At 45.0% G+C, this 17,063-nt stretch carries 18 protein-coding genes; 13 read left to right on the top strand and 5 right to left on the bottom strand.

The annotated features are described in order from the left end of the window. The 8 genes from FW758_RS20955 to FW758_RS20920 all read left to right on the top strand — a co-directional run. Positions 1-316, top strand: a 316-nt coding sequence (locus FW758_RS20955; protein ID WP_446446410.1) for a hypothetical protein, incomplete at its 5' end; no start/stop codon positions are given. Next, positions 313-627 (top strand): hypothetical protein, encoded by a 315-nt coding sequence (locus tag FW758_RS20950; RefSeq protein ID WP_446446409.1) that lies wholly within the window; start codon positions 313-315, stop codon positions 625-627. The genes FW758_RS20955 and FW758_RS20950, both read left to right, overlap by 4 nt. A gap of 178 nt (positions 628-805) precedes the next feature. Further along, a complete protein-coding gene (locus tag FW758_RS20945) occupies positions 806-1,162 on the top strand; it encodes a hypothetical protein (RefSeq protein ID WP_028760256.1) in 357 nt (118 codons plus the stop codon). Continuing rightward, positions 1,159-1,389 carry an excisionase gene (locus FW758_RS20940; protein WP_012088952.1) on the top strand — a complete coding sequence of 77 codons (231 nt, stop codon included), beginning with the start codon at positions 1,159-1,161 and terminating at the stop codon, positions 1,387-1,389. Before FW758_RS20945 ends, FW758_RS20940 begins: the two co-directional genes overlap by 4 nt. Continuing rightward, entirely contained in the window at positions 1,379-2,563 is a 1,185-nt protein-coding gene (locus FW758_RS20935; RefSeq protein ID WP_012088951.1) for a phage integrase Arm DNA-binding domain-containing protein, read from the top strand. Before FW758_RS20940 ends, FW758_RS20935 begins: the two co-directional genes overlap by 11 nt. A gap of 384 nt (positions 2,564-2,947) precedes the next feature. Beyond that, complete coding sequence (locus FW758_RS20930; protein WP_259559748.1) at positions 2,948-3,670, top strand: hypothetical protein; 723 nt, start codon at positions 2,948-2,950, stop codon at positions 3,668-3,670. 7 nt (positions 3,671-3,677) lie between these two features. After that, positions 3,678-4,736: a sensor histidine kinase gene (locus FW758_RS20925; protein ID WP_259559749.1), complete on the top strand. Its 1,059-nt coding sequence runs from the start codon at positions 3,678-3,680 to the stop codon at positions 4,734-4,736. Further along, positions 4,733-5,464: a LytR/AlgR family response regulator transcription factor gene (locus FW758_RS20920; RefSeq protein ID WP_446446408.1), complete on the top strand. Its 732-nt coding sequence runs from the start codon at positions 4,733-4,735 to the stop codon at positions 5,462-5,464. Before FW758_RS20925 ends, FW758_RS20920 begins: the two co-directional genes overlap by 4 nt. Positions 5,465-5,477: 13 nt before the next feature. On the opposite strand, the gene FW758_RS20915 is transcribed toward FW758_RS20920, so the two are convergent. Then, positions 5,478-6,425 carry a DNA ligase gene (locus FW758_RS20915; RefSeq protein WP_446446407.1) on the bottom strand — a complete coding sequence of 316 codons (948 nt, stop codon included), beginning with the start codon at positions 6,423-6,425 and terminating at the stop codon, positions 5,478-5,480. A 279-nt stretch (positions 6,426-6,704) separates the two neighbouring features. Here FW758_RS20915 and FW758_RS20910 point away from each other — a divergent pair, with 279 nt between their 5' ends. Further along, positions 6,705-7,076: a diacylglycerol kinase gene (locus FW758_RS20910; protein ID WP_006081347.1), complete on the top strand. Its 372-nt coding sequence runs from the start codon at positions 6,705-6,707 to the stop codon at positions 7,074-7,076. A 10-nt stretch (positions 7,077-7,086) separates the two neighbouring features. On the opposite strand, the gene hdfR is transcribed toward FW758_RS20910, so the two are convergent. After that, positions 7,087-7,956 carry an HTH-type transcriptional regulator HdfR gene (gene hdfR / locus FW758_RS20905; protein WP_446446406.1) on the bottom strand — a complete coding sequence of 290 codons (870 nt, stop codon included), beginning with the start codon at positions 7,954-7,956 and terminating at the stop codon, positions 7,087-7,089. Positions 7,957-8,064: 108 nt separating this feature from the next. On the opposite strand from hdfR, the gene FW758_RS20900 reads away from it, so the two are divergent. The 3 genes from FW758_RS20900 (at position 8,065) to FW758_RS20890 (ending at position 10,782) form a co-directional block, all read left to right on the top strand. Next, a complete protein-coding gene (locus FW758_RS20900) occupies positions 8,065-8,514 on the top strand; it encodes a DUF413 domain-containing protein (protein WP_011846617.1) in 450 nt (149 codons plus the stop codon). Positions 8,515-8,534: 20 nt separating this feature from the next. Further along, positions 8,535-9,521 (top strand): ATP-grasp domain-containing protein, encoded by a 987-nt coding sequence (locus tag FW758_RS20895; RefSeq protein ID WP_011846616.1) that lies wholly within the window; start codon positions 8,535-8,537, stop codon positions 9,519-9,521. Positions 9,522-9,918: 397 nt separating this feature from the next. Next, on the top strand, positions 9,919-10,782 hold the full coding sequence (locus FW758_RS20890; protein WP_446446405.1) for a hypothetical protein: 864 nt from the start codon (positions 9,919-9,921) through the stop codon (positions 10,780-10,782). Between the two features lie 137 nt (positions 10,783-10,919). Here the strand turns inward: FW758_RS20890 and FW758_RS20885 are convergent, their stop codons facing one another. Beyond that, positions 10,920-12,542 (bottom strand): M28 family metallopeptidase, encoded by a 1,623-nt coding sequence (locus tag FW758_RS20885; RefSeq protein ID WP_446446404.1) that lies wholly within the window; start codon positions 12,540-12,542, stop codon positions 10,920-10,922. A gap of 209 nt (positions 12,543-12,751) precedes the next feature. On the opposite strand from FW758_RS20885, the gene FW758_RS20880 reads away from it, so the two are divergent. Continuing rightward, the gene (locus FW758_RS20880) at positions 12,752-13,777 is read left to right on the top strand and encodes a GGDEF domain-containing protein (protein WP_446446403.1); all 1,026 of its coding nucleotides are present in this window, start codon (positions 12,752-12,754) and stop codon (positions 13,775-13,777) included. A gap of 222 nt (positions 13,778-13,999) precedes the next feature. On the opposite strand, the gene FW758_RS20875 is transcribed toward FW758_RS20880, so the two are convergent. Both FW758_RS20875 and FW758_RS20870 read right to left on the bottom strand, forming a co-directional pair. Beyond that, on the bottom strand, positions 14,000-14,704 hold the full coding sequence (locus FW758_RS20875; RefSeq protein ID WP_446446402.1) for a class GN sortase: 705 nt from the start codon (positions 14,702-14,704) through the stop codon (positions 14,000-14,002). Between the two features lie 38 nt (positions 14,705-14,742). Then, complete coding sequence (locus tag FW758_RS20870; protein WP_446446401.1) at positions 14,743-17,055, bottom strand: marine proteobacterial sortase target protein; 2,313 nt, start codon at positions 17,053-17,055, stop codon at positions 14,743-14,745. Positions 17,056-17,063 lie beyond the last annotated feature (8 nt).

The following is a 17,063-nucleotide window of genomic DNA, read 5'->3' as shown; positions in this document are numbered from 1 at the left end:
CCCGATACAAGCAGCAACAGTAGAACGTGAAGAAGGTTATTGGACCCATCCCGATTTGCCCGAGTGGGATGAAGGTGTGACCCGCGCAGAGTGTGAAGCATGGGCTGCACGCCAAGGCGGCGAGTTTGTGGCGATTTGGTTTGAACTCGATGCGCCTGAAAACCTCATCGAGCGTTACTTTGACGAGGGCGACAACGATATCAGCGATTGGCAACCCGTTTGCGACAAGGCCGGCTCATTCTTGCTGAGTATTCACGACACCGAAGATGGCCCCGTCGCACTGTTCTTCGCACCTAAGGATAAGGAAGCGGCATGAAGCAGCTTTCACTATCGGAACGGCTAAAGCAGTTCGCTACAGATCAAGACGACTTATCTCGTCATGGTGAAAAGGCTCTTGCGGCTGAGGCAGCGCAAGAAATTGACACTCTAACAGCTGAGCGCGGCCAGCTGGCGATGCAGGTGGATAAGCTCAAAACCTTCATATCTACACAAGCACTGCCAAACCTATTAGTACTAAGTAATGACTATCCACAGTGCCTAGGAATCGATAGTGCAATAACTGATGCGAACGAGCTTCTAAAAATTTGCGGCCAAGAAAAAAGCGTTACAAATGGTGGTAAACAATGAAGAAGATGGCAAAGCCTGCAGGGCTAATAGTTTCATGTCCACACTGTGGCGGTGAAAATACGATTTACGCATCAGATCTATGCGAAAACGAATTTGTCTGTTCATGGGCACATTGCGAAAAAGAGTTTGCAACGTGTGGCGAGGATGATTTTCATCGTTACATTGAGGATGGTAAGCAATGAGCTGGTCAAATTGTGGTGAAGATAGTAACGGCAGACCCATTGGTTATGCCTTCGAAGCAACCTGTGATCATCCGGGTTGCCACAAACAAATCGACCGCGGCCTTGCCTATGCGTGTGGCGGTATGCATGGCGAAGATGAGATCAGCTGCGAGGGTTATTTCTGTGAAGCGCATAGACCAACCTTTGTCGAACATTGCGGCAGTACCCATCAGATTTGCAGTCAATGCACCAAAGCATTAATCGACTCTGGTGAATGGCAAGAAGATGAGGATGAAGGCTGTTTAAAGCAGGTAAGGCACGATGATGAACACTGCAACAATGCTGGCGCTGACTTAATCAGGAGTCCGATATGATCGAGCAATATATTACCCTTGAAGATTGGGCGAAAATGCATATCGCCTTCTCTGTATCAAAAGCGACTTTGCAGGCTTGGGCAAAGTCAGGGTCCATTGTCCCAAGACCAATTAAGCTAGGTAGACGCTGGGCGGTTAAATCCAATGCAATTTATGTAGACCCGACTCAGGTTGTGGTCAGTGATATAAGCGATCCTGTTATCAGGAGAATCCTCAATGGCGGCTAGACCACGTAAGTTCGACCTAGGTGTAGAAAACCTTTATTGCCGGCAAGATGCTCGCAATGGTGAAGTTTATTACCAGTACCGAGATCCCCGCAATGGGGCCTTTAGAGGGCTAGGTAAAGATAGAACCATCGCAAAGGAACGAGCAAGCGCATTAAATCTGTTAATTGCTCAACAACTTGCAAGTGCATTTATCGATAACTATAACGCTAGGCCGGAACGTGTGGCACAACATGGCATTGCCTTTAAAAAGTGGGTTGAAAAATATATTGCTATCCAGGGCGATAGATTAAATAACGGCGAGATCAGACTCAACACGTTTAAAACCCGTAAGTCTCAGGCGACTATTGCTATAAAAGCGATGGGCAATATTCCCCTCAAAGACATATCAACCAAAGACTGTTACGAGCTGATGCAGTCTTTAAGAGCGCAAGGAAAAGAAAGAACTGCGCAGGCGGTGAGATCAGTACTGATTGATATTTTCAAAGAAGCCGCTCAAGCGGGAGAAATCACCGGTGGATTTAATCCCGCATCGGCGACCAAATCCCCACGGGTAAACGTCGTTCGGGATCGGCTTGAACTAGAGGCCGTGAAACAAATCCTCGCGGTTGCCGAAACCAAAGAGCCGTGGGTTAAAAATACCATTCTGCTCGCATTGGTGACTGGGCAGCGCCGCGTTGATATCGCTAACATGCAATTTAAAAAGGGCAACGATTGGGAAAAACTGTATCAAAATTGGAAAACAGGAAATCGTTCGAAGCCGCCCTACTCCTACGTTGAAGGCGAATGGTTGCATGTGTTTCAGCAGAAGACCTCAACGATGCTCAAGCTGCCGCTGGGACTTAAACTTGAGGCGTTAGATTTGAGCATTGGCAACGTTGTTTTATCGTGCCGTAGCCGCTGTGTATCTAAATACCTGATCCACCATCAACACGGTATTAGAGGTGCAACCATAGGTGGGCAAGTGTTTGTTGATACCATTACCAAACGCTTTTCTGAATGCCGCGATGAGCTTGGTCCATCGACCACGACCTTTCACGAATTACGGTCACTTTCAGAAAGACTCTATAGCGGTCAGGGAATCGACACTCAAATCTTACTTGGTCACAAAGACCCGCGAACCACTGCTGCATATCATGATATACGTGGCCAGATGTGGATAGAGCTAGTGATTTAGCACCAGAAATCACACAGCGTTTTGGAGAGGAATTTTGGAGAGATTTTGGAGAGAGGTTTTTATCTAACAATTACAATGAGTTAAATTTCAAGCAGATATTGCCCATACACACCATTAATATGCGTTGCACGTTTTGCTGTCTCATCATTTTCTTCACTCAAACACTCACAAAAAAGACTATTTAATCGTTAGGTCGATGGCTTTAAACACTGTTTTTATCACTTATTCATCCCTTCATTCTGTTATTTCAGCTGCCTATCGGACTTTTTCCGCCCTTTATGGTTTCTATGTCGAGTGTAGCGATCTCAACACTTATGCTTATCCCATCAACACAACAATTCTAACGCATTAAATTAATAGCACAGCGCTAATTAAGGACGACTGATGAAAACAATCGAGACTAAATTAAAAAAACAAAAAATAATCAATATTGTGCTCGCACTTGGCTTAACCGCTTTGACGGTAAATAATCTAATTGGTATGCCAAAAACGGTCGATTTTGAGCATATCACGGTAAAAAGCCTTAAAGTGCTAGAAGCCAATGGTCTAGCAAGAATTGTTATTGCCAATTCAGAATACTCTCCCCAAGGTATGTATAAAGGCAAGGAATTTGTTGATGTAGGTTCAAGGCCTGGAATGATTTTTTATAACGATGAAGGAACAGAGAACGGTGGGCTTATTTTCATGGGGAAAAAGAAAGATGGCAAAGTAAGTCATGGAGTTCACATGTCTTTTGACAGATATAATCAAGACCAAACCATGACATTACAACATATTGAAGATGGTGATTATATGGTGACAGGCATGCGTATTATCGACAGATCCGATCTTCCTTTGGCGGAACAAATCGCTCTTGAGAAAGCGGCAAAAAACGGCGATATTCAAGCAAAATCACAATTAGAGTCTTTAGAAAAACAAGGGAAATTAAGCGCCAACGATAGAGCTTTTTATGGCACCTTAAATGGCGACTCCATGTTGAAACTGAGCGACAAGCAAGGTCAAACGAGGATCCGCATGGTGGTTGATAAGACAGGTGTCGCTAAGCTTGAGTTTTTAGATTCTACAGGTAAGATAATTCAAACTTTACCTGATAATAAGAATAATTAATAAAATCATGCATAAACATACTATTAAACTATTGAACATCCTTGCCGTTTTAGGACTATCACATTTAGTAGTATTGTACACAGCCGTCATACAAAACACTGCCAACGAGCCGCTCAATTACCATCCTGACGGCCCGTTTTGGCTTGCCTTGCAGTGTTTTCTAGCCCAATACATTACCTTTAAATGTTACCAACACAGTAGCGCACTAAAGCTCACAAGCAGCAATAGTCTAATAAAAGTGTATCTCAACAGCAGTGCAATCTTTATTTTAACGAACACAGGCTTAGTTCTTGGATTAGAATGGTTCATTGGCTTAAATCCGCTGGATTATCGCCATGGATTATTGACTATGCTGCTGAGTTTTCTATTACATTTACTTATTGGTGGCGCGCTGATGAGTTTTCTATTTTTCAATGAAGCACAAAAACAGCATTTAGCTCACAGTCAAACACAAAACTTACTCGCAAAGAGTCAAATAAGTGCACTACAGCAACAACTAGATCCACATTTTTTATTCAATAATCTAAACGTATTATCAGCGTTAATCCAACAAGATCCTGATGAAGCAGATGATTTCCTAGATGAATTTTGTAGTCTATATCGACATATGTTAGAGACTAACAAGAGCCAATTTGTCAGCCTAGGAAAAGAGCTTGAATTTGCAGTGACATACATGACGTTATTAAATAAGCGCTTTCCTAATGCCTATGTGCTAAAGATAAATTTAACTCAAAATTCCACAGCGTTTCTAATTATCTCAGGCGCGTTGCAATTAGCACTAGAAAATGTAGTTAAGCATAATCAAGCACATCAACATCAGCCCATTGTGATTAATATCAACTTGCAAGATGATTACTTGATTATTAGTAACAATCGGCAAGATAAGTATCAAAACAAACATCCTAATAGTTTACATATCGGTCTACATAACTTAAAAGAACGATGTCAGTTATTATTTGGCAAAAGCATCAACATTGAGCAAGACAGCAATACCTTTAGTCTAAGCATCCCTATGCAAGCTAACCATAAGGATGACATATTTTTAGCTACGGAGTGCACGCGATGAACATCGCTATCATTGAAGATGAAGCCCTTGCAGCCGCCAAACTCATGGGCTATATAAAAAGACATTGGCCAGATGCTAACGTCTACTCTCCGCTCACCAGCATTAAGGACGTACTCGACTTTTTCTCTCAAACAATTGAAGTTGATCTGCTCTTTTGCGATATCGAACTGAGCGATGGGCAAGTCTTTAGCGCACTTGAACAATTAGATTTGCCCTGCCCTGTTATTTTTACAACCTCTTATAATGAGTTTTGGACAAATGCGTTTCTACACCAAGGTATTGAGTATTTACTTAAGCCTTTTTCATTTAAACGATTTAGCCAAGCCGTTACTAACTATCAAGCACTGTTTCGCACCGTATTGACTCACAGTGACGTCAGTTCAACAAACTTTAAACAAAGAATAATTATTAAACAACAAGGCTCGAATCAAGTACTCAACATTGAGAATGTCTACTGTTTCCGAGCAGCCAATGGCACTATTCTCGCAGGTGATGATCAGGGACAATTTCATATTTTATCTGAAACTAATTTAAGTGAACTAGAAGCACAGTTAGATCCTAACGTTTTTTTTCGGGTTAATCGCGCCGATATTATTAATATTAATAGCATTATTAAATTTGAAAATTACACCAAAGAAACTTTAGCTCTCTATCTAAAAGGGTTTGTTGATATTTTAATCACTAGCAAAACCCGCACTGCAAACTTCAGAAAATGGCTCGAAATGTAGTTCATCAGAACCGCTAGTTTCCTTCTTGCGATGAAATGACTTTATTACTCTCATCTAAATCGACGCGTACCCGCAGGAAACTGGCAAATCTGGGTAAGCCATTTACAGTAAGACCTAGATATTTATAGGTGATGATTGCACCTACAGCGGGAGGATGTTGGCGCTCTGCGAGATTAAAACCTGTGCCTATGTTGAAAATCCGGCCGTCTGGGGTTTGCACTCTTATTGCCCCCATTTGCCCTGCAAATTGACCTTTCCCTGGTATATGGCCGATCACTGTCGCTTCAGCATCATAATAGGGTTTTAATTTCATCAAATTAGGATTGCGGCCACTAACATACGTCGCGGAGCTGCGATGCAGCATTAATCCTTCAGCGCCTTTAGCAACTAAGCTATCAAGTTTTTGATACAGAGCTTCAAGACTGTCCACTTGGAACTGCGCTATAACTTCAAGATAATGCGATTTATCGCTTAATTCGGTCAACGCAAATTGATAGCGATGCTGAAAGTCGCCACCCGCCTTGGGAACATCGAACACCATAAATCGCACTTTGCGCCAGTCATCATCCTTGGCTGAGGTTTGTCGAACTATGCTCGACATAACCTCAAACTGGCCTCGCCCAAGCCATAATTCACCATCGAGGGGATAATTCGGAAAATTCGCGATAAACCAAGTTGGAGCAGCAATAAGATTACCTTGCCGAGTCAATAGTGCCTGACCATTCCAGTAACCTCGCACCCCGTCGAGTTTTTCGCTAATCAAAAAGTCGTGAATATCAATCTCTTGCTGGGCATCAAACTCGGTTGCCAACTGTATCGAAGGTAGTGAGGTTTGTGCATAGGTCACTGGGACTAAACAACCGAATATCAGCAGACTGAGTAAGAGCAGACGTTGTTTGAAAAACCGAAAGCGGATAAAACGATGAAATGTTAAATCTTGTAACGGGCTGATATGAGTCATTCCCTTGCTCACTCTGGCAATATATCCTTCATCAAGCTTAGAACGCATAGCTCAAGTTGCACTAAAAAACCGTCGAAAGTCACTAAGCGCCTAAGTTAACAACGAATGTTGATGACGATTTTACTCAGTTAATTGTTTATGCGCTTTTCATCTCGGGCTATACTGCGGCCAAATTTATTAACTCAGTCAAATGTTAAAATCCACAACAGTTGGTTTTATCAAACCTATTTGAATGAGCAACACCTCAGCGCATTGTCGCTAATGTCTATTGGAAACACTATGAAACCAGCCAACAATCACGGTATTAAACGCATTTTCAGAGCAACGGGATTTTCGATGAAGGGCTTAAAGGCCGCTTGGGTCCACGAAGCCGCTTTTAGACAGGAATTAATGTTAGCCATCATCATGTTACCCGTGGCTTTGTGGGTTGATATCAGCACGATTGAACGTTTGTTGCTGATTTTTACACTGTTTATTGTGTTGATTGTTGAGCTTTTAAACTCGGCGATTGAAGCTGTGGTCGATCGTGTTGGCAGTGAAATTCACCCACTAAGCGGCCAAGCCAAGGACATTGCCTCGGCTGCCGTGTTTATGAGTCTTGCACTGTGTGGATTAACTTGGCTGGTCGTATTGGCGCCACTGGTGTTCTAACACCGACGTTTTAGATAGTCGCATGAGCAAACACTGAGCCATCGTCCCTTAAAAAGTCGATGGCTTGTTTGATCTGGGCTAAACGATCATTTTCCGCCCAATAGGCAACATACACATTTCGTGAAATGGCGCTGGCGCCACTGACGTGATGCAATTCGCCGCTGCGCAAAGCATGCTGCACCAAATGCTCGGGTAAGAAAGCACAACCACCATTATTTAAGATGAAATCCAAGGCGATACGCGCAGAGCTCGTGTGCAGTGTCGGCACAGGCAGCGACGCATATTCCTGCGCATGCACAATATTAAACGCCGTCCCCCAATCCACTTTTACATATTGCCCCGGCACCACGGCATTCACCGTTTGACCTTTTAGGCTCGAAACTAACAACAAATTAATTTGCCCCAGCTGCACTAATTCAAATTGATCAAGCTTTGGCGGATCGAATGAAATCGCGATATCGAGGGTGCGGTCTATTAATTGGCGCGTCATCGCATTGGCAGGCAGCACTTCGGTGCGCAGCGCAACGCCGGGCAGCCCCACGTGCAATCCCTGTAAATAACCTTGCAAATAGGCATCCCAAATATTCGGTCCTGCACCAATGGCAAGCTGAGTCGACTGTAACTGGCTAAGGGAAACATCTTGTTTAGCCCGCTCCCACGCCGTTAATACTGCCTCGGCATGGCCAAGCATGCGCTCGCCTGCGGGTGTGGGTTGAATGTTATTGCGCTGCCGCTCAAACAGCGCGACGCCTAAAATGCTCTCAAGCTGCTTGACTCGAAAACTCACAGCGCTACGCGTGAGATACAGATTCTCGGCCGCTTTACCGAAATGGCGAGTACGGGAGACTTCAAGAAAGGTTTTCAGTAAATCGGTATCCATAAAAATTCTTGACCAACATAGGCAAATTTTTTTGATTTATAAATCAATAATACTAGCCAATACTCCAGTTGCAAATCTTTGTATATCAAAAACTAGAGGGTATCTGCCATGTCTGAACAGTCTTTTTCAAACGCTAACAAGGGTTCTGAGACGTTTAACGGCTCAGCTGCTGCCAGTTTTGTCTCGCAAAAACGTTTCTACGATGACGCGAATTTCCCCAAAGGCTTCAAACGAAGCGGCGATTTTACCAATAAAGAAGCTGAACTGCTTGAATTGCATGGTCATGCAATGAAGAATTTGGCCGAAGGTAAAACCTTGCCCTGCACCTCCGATGAAGCCCAATTTGTGGAAGTCGCCAAAGGAAATATCGCGCCCAGTAGCTTGTTAGAGCAGATCTGGGTAAAGTATCGCAGGCTCGCCATGGGGAAACCCTTTTATGCCGTGGTTGGTACAGTGCATTTGCCTGCAACCAAGCCCGAGATAGAAGTTGAGGCCGAGGCTGTATTTGATATTGAAGATGATGTTCAGGATGAACCTGAACCCGAGGATAAAGAATGATAATTAAGGTTTGCTACTAAATGCGTGGTTGGATTTTATATAAAGAAACCGCGACTCAGCTAAAACCTGAATGGTATGAAATTGAGCGTCTCTTGGCGGCAGCAAAAGCCGACAACATACAGTTGGAAGTTTACGCACCTGATGAATTTGATCTGACTGTCACCAGAGAAGATAACAAGAGCATTTTATTGAATGGGCAAGCCGTCGAGCTGCCCGATTTCATTATTCCGCGAATGGGATCAGGCACAACTTACTTTGCCTTAGCCATTATTCGCCACTTAGAAAGATTAGGGGTGTATTGCCTCAATCCTTCTAAAGCCATTGAAATCGTTAAAGACAAATTATTCTCCCAGCAATTGTTGGCAGAGAAAAATTTGCCTACGCCTAAAACTATGTTGGTTAAATTCCCCGTTGATATCGCCCTTGTAGAGCGCCATCTCGGCTTTCCTGTGGTGATTAAAACGCTTTCTGGCTCACAGGGCAGCGGTGTGTTTTTATCCCATAAGGCACGTGAATTTGACGATCTAATGCAGTTGATTGAAGCGACCAACAAAAACGCTAACATCATTCTGCAAGAATTTATCGCTAACAGCCATGGCCGCGATCTACGGGTATTTACCATTGGTGGTCGTGTTGCGGGTTGCTACGAAAGGCGTGGTCAAGAAGACAGCTTTAAAGCCAATGTCAGTGCCGGCGGCTCAGCGCGTCCATTTCAGATCACTCCAGAAATTGAATGGCTTGCCACGCAAACAGCCAATATTCTCGATCTCGATGTTGCGGGTATCGATTTATTGTTTGATAACGGCCATTACAAAATTTGCGAAGCAAACTCATCCCCAGGATTTGAAGGCTTAGAATCCTGTTTGAATGTGGATATTGCTGCGCAAATTTTACACTTTATTCGCATCCGTTTAGGCATGTTTAATAAAGATGAGCCAAGTAGCCCCAAAGTGGTTATTACTGACAATGTAGAAACTTCTGTGACGCCCGTTATCGAGCCTAAATAGCGGACCAGCGATATAATATCAATATCTAGCGGTATCACGCCGCTAGATATTCTTAAATTGATTACTATCCCCCATTTATCATGTTTCACATCCATTGGCATCTCGCGCCACAAGCAAAGCTGCAATACTGAAGTCATTTCTAGGTAGCACTAGTCCCTCCCTTACCGTTTGCGTTAGCCTTCAATCCACAATTGATGTGATGTTTCGCTCAAATTTCATTCAATGCCGCTAAAATAAGTCCTACTTTTGTTTTAAATCACAAATTTTCGCATTTTTTAAAACATTTTATTCACATCGCGAAGTTTGCTGTTAAACTCCAAATGTCGATTTTTTATGGCACTAAAGTCTGACCTTATCGCTAAACATAATAAGAATAATGCTGGAGTTACTCCTTAACATGTCGATTCGCCTGTTACCCCTCATCATAGCGTCACTCGTCAGCACTCAAGTGCAAGCCGATGACTTTACTATTCAATTAGGCGGCTTCTACTCGCAATCAGACACCAATATGGAAGTCACTAACCCAGTTTCGGGTAATAACTTCACCTTAGATTATGAATCTGATCTCAAACTCGCTGAAAACGAATTCCTGCCTTTTATCGAGTTAAATTATCACTTCAACGAGCGGCACAATTTCTACCTCGACTGGAAACAACTCCACCGTAGCGCCGACACCCAAGCCTTAGCCAAACCCTTCCAGCTCGAAATCAACGACACCATTTACGATATCAAAGCCGGCGGTAAGCTCAGTTCAACCCTAAACATCGACGTACTGCGTTTAGGCTATGGTTATGATGTCTTTCAAGGCAGTAACTATGATGTGGGTCTGTCATTTGGTTTACACACTATGTTTATCAAGACAGGTTTTGAAGGTGTGATTGGAGTTTGCGCTTCGTCAGAATTACTCAATAACGTCTGTGGTAGCCAAGCGATTCCGCGCATTGTTGATGAAAATGTCACTGCACCACTGCCGGACTTTGGTATTTATGGACAGTATGAATTTGTTCCAGGTTGGCAAGTAACCAGCCATGCACAGTATTTCTACATCACACTCAATGATGTAAAAGGCGAGCTTGTTGATATTAAAGTCGGTGTTGATGCACAAATCACCCCGAACTGGCGCATGAGCGTGGCCTATAACTACTACAAAATTGATGTGGATATCGCCCAAAACTCGCCGAATAAAGACACTCAAATCGCCGATTACAATATCTATTACAGCTTTATCGGCCCTATGCTTTCCATCAGTTATTCTTTTTAATTCAAATATATTCCATTAAGACTCTTATTGTCTTAAATCGCTACGCCTAGCTAAAACTATCACTCAATCCTCAGCTAAAATCAGCGTTAAAAAATAAGGGCACCTACTGGGCGCCCTCATAATTCAACTGATTAACACTATTTACGCCCATCTTGCTCGCGCTTGGCTTTAAAGTCAGATGACTCAAGCCAATGGGGCCAATCGGTACTATTGGCTAAGCTGGTAATCATACTGGCGATAAGGTCTAAATCTTGGCTGACACCGCCTAAATTCCAGCTTGGATCATAATCGTCAGCAGGCTTATGATATTTATGGGCGATATAATCAGGATCGGTATCTCCAAGGCTCATAAATAGCAATCCAGGTACACCTTGTTGTGCCAGCGCAAAGTGGTCTGATCTAAACATCAACCCATTCTGCGGTCTTGGATCACCTTTAACCGAACGGTCTTGGGCCTTCGCGGCGTTATCTAAGTATTGCTCCAACTCAGATACACCTTCGCCATAACGCAAAATGTAATCCACGCCCTTATTCACATTCATACCATCAATATTTAAAAAGGCGACAATGTTTTTCGTGGGCACACTCGGATGCTGAGCAAAATGCTGTGCACCAATTAGGCCCGTTTCTTCCGCCGTAAAGGCACTGAAGAGCACCGAGCGATCCAGTGGCGCCGTCTTGGCTTGCTGTTTGAAGTAACGCGCCAAGGCTAAAACCCCCGCCACACCGCTGGCATTATCGACCGCTCCGTTTAAAATCTCTGACTTACCGTCTTCAATCACAGTACCGAGGTGATCCCAATGGGCATGCATCATCACCACTTCGTCAGGGCGCATTTTGCCGGGCAGTAAAGCCGCGACATTATGGGACTCGGCGCGTTCAATTTTATTGTTTAACGTGAGCTGGGCGCTCAACTTAAGTGGGATCGCCTTAAAGTTTGGCTTGGCAGCTTGCTGCTTTAAGGTATCAAAATCCAATCCTGCTTTAGTAAAGATTTTTTGCGCGGTTTCATGCTGAACCCAACCCATTACGCCAACTTGGCCTTGGTTATTATTGGTATCGACCAGAGTGAACTTAGTGCCCGTGTTGGAGTTTTGCACCACACCCCAGCCATAGGCGGCAGGCGCTGTTTCGTGAACTATAAACACAGCCTCAGCGCCTTGACGCGCGGCTTCCTCATACTTATAAGTCCAGCGACCGTAATAGGTCATGGCATTGCCTTTAAATACCGCTGGGTCTTGAGTCGCAAAGCCTGGATCATTCACAAGCACAATAACGGTTTTGCCTTTTACATCTAACCCTTGGTAATCATTCCAGCCATATTCGGGCGCGTTGATCCCGTAGCCGACAAACACCACATCGCTTTTATTCAGGCTCACGGTTTCGGCGATTCTTTGGGTTCTCGCGGTAAATTCACTGCCATTGGCAAATTTAAGTCCGCCAATATCAAGCTGCATGTTTTGATCTGCGCTAATTTGCGCCAAGGGTACGGCCTGCAGATAACTGTCGCCAAATCCGGGTTTGAGACCCATATCTTTAAATGCTTTCACTAAATAGTCTAAAGTTAAGGTCTCACCTTCAGACAAAGGCGCACGTCCACCGAAGGCATCACTGGCTAAGGTTTTAACATCAGTTCGGTATTGCGCGAGATCGAGGCTTTGCACAAATGTGGTTTCAGCTAAGACGGGTAATGAGATAGTGGCCATCAGACTTGTGGCTAAGATGATATTTTTCACAACTTTCTCCCAAGTTATTATCATTATTTGATTTTAAGGATAGACTTTACCATATCATCTTTAGTTTATGATGGAAGTCTTAGCGCAAACGGAGTCGCTGCTGCCCAAGCACAAACGGTGTTCATGCCTTCATCGAACCGGGATACTTGTGGTTAGTCTTGAACAGATAACAACAGAATAAAATAGCGAAAATCTTAAAATATCCGTTTATTTTCATTAAGTAAGGTAACAATATGTCGCTAGAGTTATTACAAGCCGCTGCACTGAATCTCAAAAAAGCAGTGCCTCTGATGCTCAAACATAAAATTCCGACCACCCCGGTTAACTATGCGCTTTGGTACACTTATGTTGGTGAACAGAATCCCGAATTAAATCAACGACTCGATACCGTTATCGCCCAGTACAACACTTGTCCTCCTGTGAGTAGCGAACTCTTATATCGCCAGTATGTTGCCGATCCCGTTGAACTCGATGTCCGCGAAATGCGCCAGAATCTGGATGCTATGGTGACTGAGCTGTCCCAATCGCTCAAAGATACCAATCTGGATGCCAATGAATTCCAGTCGCGTATCGAGAGTAATTTTGAAAAGCTCAACCGCATCGAAGATGAGGGTTTTAGTGTTGAGCAAGTGCTCGATCTGGTGCGCAGTTTAGTGAAAGAGTCGGACAATATTCGCTCGAGCACTGAGTTCTTTACCGGACAATTGCAGAAAGCGCAAATCGAAATCGATGCGCTAAAGAAAAAGCTCGAACAGACAGAAAAAGATGTGCTCTACGATGCACTAACTGGCTGCTTTAATCGCCGCGCCTTCGACAGCGATTTTGCTGGCATGTTGGCCCAAGCGCCCTTAGGCACCTGCTTGATCTTGGCCGATATCGACCATTTTAAAGTGTTTAACGACACCTATGGCCACCAGCTCGGCGACCAAGTGTTACGCGCCGTGGCGAAACGGCTACAGGAATCCTGCCGCGATGGCGCGAAACTGTATCGTTTTGGCGGTGAAGAATTTGTGATTATTGTGCCTAAAAGTCAGTTACGCATCGCAAGGCAACTGGCCGAAGCCATGCGCCGTGGACTCGAAAAGCTCAGTTTGAAAGACAGACGTAAAGACGAGCGCATCAATAATATCAGTGCCTCATTTGGGGTTGCCCAATGGCAAGAAAAACAAACGGGCATGCAATTGATTGAAGCGGCAGATAAATTACTTTATGACGCTAAACGTTTAGGTCGAAATCGCGTGTTGCCGATCAGCAACTGATTGTGATGACTTGATTATGCTAACTGGAACGCAATGAATTAGCCTGACGCCGATGATTCGGCTTCAGGCTAGGATGATTAAAAGACAGTCATTTGGCGGTTACTGATAAGCACTATTTGATCAGCATGATTTAATCAACATTATTAATGTTGACATTGTTAGCTCAAAGCAGCCTTAACGCTTTGGTTGAAGATTACGCTAAGGCTTAAATTAACGTGCGACCTAATGGGTGAAACTGCGCGTTCCAGAAGCGACCTTCCCTTGTATCCCATTTCCAGTTGAAGCTGAAACATCGGCACTAGCCGTATCCATTGATTCATCCTCAACCGGTATCGCCTGCACCACAAAGCGCAGTTCGGCGCCGCCTTGAAGCGCATCGAAGGGATAACAAGTGATTAAGGTTAAGCGATTATCATCGGATGGCGCCATAAACTGCGTTTCAGTTTCATGCACCACCTGAGTTGCAACTACTTCATAAATAATGTTATTTCCCTTAAGCGTCTGCAACGATAGTCGGCGACCCACCGCCATGCCATTGAGGATCGCAAAATGCGTGTCCCTGTGTCCGGCAATCACAGTATTGCCCTTTTGCCCCGCTGGCGCGCTGGACAATACTAGACTCGGACCAAAGGCCAAATTTCGCCCTGAAGCCCCCGCCAACACATATAAACTGTCATTAAGCTCGGCTTCAATATCGCTATTAGCCGCTTGCTCGCGGTAAATCGACAGCTTTGCCACGGGATAAGTATCCGCCCATGACCAAGGCTTATGAGATTGTCCATCGGCTAAGGTTTTAGTCCACGCCTGTTCAATCAAATACTGGGCAAAGTGTGCTTTAGCTTGCATATAGAGTCCCTTTCCTAACAATGTTGCGCCAATTAAAAATAATCCCACAACTAAAAATCGCTGCGTTCTGCCTTTGCTCATCGGGCTTTACTCGTCGTTCATGATTCATAATTCATGGTTCATCGATGACAGGCAAGCGCCACCATGGCCGCCTTCTCTTCACGTTTTTGTCGCAGAATAGATCCCATAAACACCAAGGCCAGTAGCAAGGTCAGCGCACCCAATAACATATCCAAACGGCTCGAGGTCGCAGTTTGTGGCAAGGCACCAAAAGGCTGCCAACCTAATGGCAAGTGCTGACGCACCACGGCATCACGGCTCATTGCAGTTGAATCTATGGGGGTTAAGTCCACCGCCACTAAGCTGGTATAAGCGCTGACTAAGTGATAATTCATCGACAAGGCCGTGACTTGCTGCTTTACCTTGTCATCATTTGCGCCATTTTTACTCAGCTCCAATGCACCAATCTGTTTACGCGCCCAGAGTAAATCTAAACCCGCACCTTGATTGGTGATAAGTCCCGCTGAGTTGTCCTGAAGCGATAACGACTGTTGCCAGTTTTTATGCCCTTGGCGACCTGAGATCACTAATTCCTGCGGCTCACGGGCGCTGCGTTTTAGACTCACAAGCACAGGCTCGCCGCGATACAGATCGGCAATCGGTGATGGCCAGTAATCGGGCACACTGCCATCATCAAAACGCACTTGAATATCGGTTAATACGGGATATTGAATTTTGCTCAGCAAGGCGCTGATCTTCGCGTCGACTTCATCCACTTTGCCAATATAAGTAAAAGTGCCACGACCCAGCTCTGCCGCCCTTTGCATAAAGTGAGAATTAGGCGCTGAGCCTATGCCGACAGTAAATAAGCGGCTCTCTCCGATTTGATAGCGGATCAAATCGAACAAGGCTTGCTCATTGCCCACAGAGCCGTCGGTCATAAAGATCACTTGGCGCAAAGGCTGCACAGCATCGGACGGGGCACTGCCCAAGGATTTTGGCAAGGCCGCATCCAGTGCCAGCGCCATTTCAGTGCCACCATCGGCTTGTAAACGGCTCACAAATTGACGGGCACGGGACAAATTCGACGAGGTCACCGGTAATGATGTCGCTGAAAACTGAGACAGACTGGAGTTAAATTCGATAATGTTAAAACTGTCCTCGGGCTTGAGTCCTTTTAATGCGTAAAGCAGTGCATTTTTGGCTTGAACGATAGAATCCCCCGCCATAGAGCCCGAAGTATCAATCACCAGAATTAATTCACGGGGTAAACTCGGTTGGGTGCTCTTTTCGACCTTAGGAGGCAACACCATGACGAGACTGTAATTATCTTCATTTACACTGTTAGCTTTGCTGATTTCAAGCGTGTCCTGAGACAAATTATCGCCATCGGGTTTATGGGTCTTACCCTGTTGATTAAACACCCAAGCCATTGGACTCGTGCCCTGCTGAACGCGCCATTGCAATACGAAGTCGCGATTGGCAGGCACGCGTTGTGCCAGTGAAACATCGACGGTGCCGCTATTGGTTTGCTTGAGTTTGATGTCATGGTAAGGGCTCTCAATGGACGCCTTATCAACCCCCTTTGCCAGCAAAACTTGAATGTCCGCTTTGAGCACAGGATCGCGTCCACTGGCGCCGTCCCGCACAGGCGCCACAATCCGGTCGGCATCAAACACCTGCGAGCTGGTTATTCGGCTCGATTGGCGTGCCATAGGCTCATTTGAGTCGCTAGCACTGGCGTCAGAGGTTAAGCCCGGAATATAACGAGGCGCGACCACCAGCGGAAAACGTAGGCTAAACAAGCCATCTTCATATTTGACACTCTCCTGATAGCTGATTTCGACAATCAACTCTTCCTGCGGTGCTAGGTTGGCCACTTCGGTCGTGAACATATTTGGCCGCTCTTGGCTCACTAAGCTGGCGCGTTTACCCTCCGCTTTGGCTTGCTCAAAAATCTGCTTAGCCTCGGCCTTAGGATGAATTTGCCCTTCGATGACCCTTTGGCCGATATGTAATCGCAGCGAATCCACCGCGGCCTCATTGGGCAGCGGGAACAGATATTGCCCATTCAACACAAACTCAGTGTTATTGCGAAAAACCTGCTTCACACTCACGCGATTACTTAAGCCAGAGACTTGCATCGACACTTGTGTATCGAGTGGCAAAGATGGCACCCAAGCGCCACTCGGCTGGCGATAAAGTAATAATCCCTGGGTAATGTCATCGTAATTAATGACCTGTGATTCTGCCGTACTTTGAGCAGTATTTTCGCCGACCAGCGCCGAAGCAATATTCTGCGGCTCAGACAATGTGCCCGTGCTATTGGGTGAGGCTAATGCCACAAAAGGCAAGCCCCAACATACGGCGGCACTGATCATTAATATCGCTAAGCTTTCGCTGATTTCTTTTACCCTTTTCCCTGTGATCATCACAAAGG

It is taken from the genome of Shewanella sp. 1180_01, assembly GCF_052850535.1.
This window is presented reverse-complemented; position numbering and strand designations above follow the sequence as displayed.